1 protein-coding gene is annotated in these 1,066 nt (G+C 27.5%); it reads right to left on the minus strand.

Translation table 11 applies throughout. The features are described from left to right. Positions 1–909: PDC sensor domain-containing protein (locus CAMP5063_RS08310; RefSeq protein ID WP_263660029.1), on the minus strand; the 909-nt coding region annotated here is incomplete at its 3' end. Between the last annotated feature and the right edge of the window lie 157 nt (positions 910–1,066).

A 1,066-nucleotide genomic window follows, 5' to 3' on the forward strand; every position in this document is an offset into this window, starting at 1 on the left:
AATGATACTTATAAAACTAGCTGCAATAACTGCAGTAATTTGAATATAGGCCATTTTCTTGCTAGATTCTTCTATGCTGTCAATATCTGTTACACTGCAGATAGTATCTGAATCTATTTTATCGCAAATAGATAATTTTTCTTTACCCATTTCATTAGTATAAAAAAACGCCTCGCCTGGTTTTGCTTTACTAAAAGCTTTAGCAACAATAGCAACATTTTTATTATCTTTGCCAAAATAGTTTTCATCGGTTGAAGCAAATGCAAACAATGCTTTATCAAAAACAAAAGATGAGCCTGGTAAATGTTTTAATCTATCTTCTAATTTCTTCACAGAAACATCGATAGCTAAAACCCCTATAAACTTACCATTTTTAGTTAAAGATATAGAATAGGTAAAAGTGGGAAGCCCCGTTGCTATATCTGTATAAATATCAGTTACATTCCAACCAGTTTTCTTTCTAGCTGCTATATAAAATTCTCTTGTAGTTGCATCATAATTTTGCTCTTTTCCATAAATTAAATAATTTACTCCTTTGGCATCGCTGTCTTTGTTACTTAAAACTAATTCCCCATCAGGTTTTGCCAAATAAATAGCTTGATAATCGCCTATATCTTTTGCAGCTTTTAACTGAATTCCAACATCTTCTATTAATGTTTCTTCGTTGGCTAAAATTTCATATGGATGGTGTAAAATACTTTGGGCAAATCTTTCTAATGCACTTGAAGAGTTGTTATAAAAATTTTGTGTTAAATTTTTTGCAGAAATAAGTTTATCTTGTTCTGCTTTTATAACTTCTTTAAACAGAGAGTCTTTTACAAAAACAAAAGTTATAATGCCTAAAATAAGTAGACAAAATATAGCAATAAAATTTGCTATGAGTGAGATTTTTATTTTCGCACTTTTCATTGGTTTTCCTTTTTATGTAAATTTGTAGTTATTTTTTGAAAGTGAAAAAATTATCTCATAGGAGTATAAATTTAAAAAACGATATATTAATAAAAAATTATCTATATAAATAATATTGGATAAATATAAATTTTCTTAAAACACAATATTAAAAAAC

Origin of the sequence: Campylobacter sp. RM5063, assembly GCF_024723655.1 — a bacterium.
Classification (GTDB): domain Bacteria; phylum Campylobacterota; class Campylobacteria; order Campylobacterales; family Campylobacteraceae; genus Campylobacter_D; species Campylobacter_D lari_D.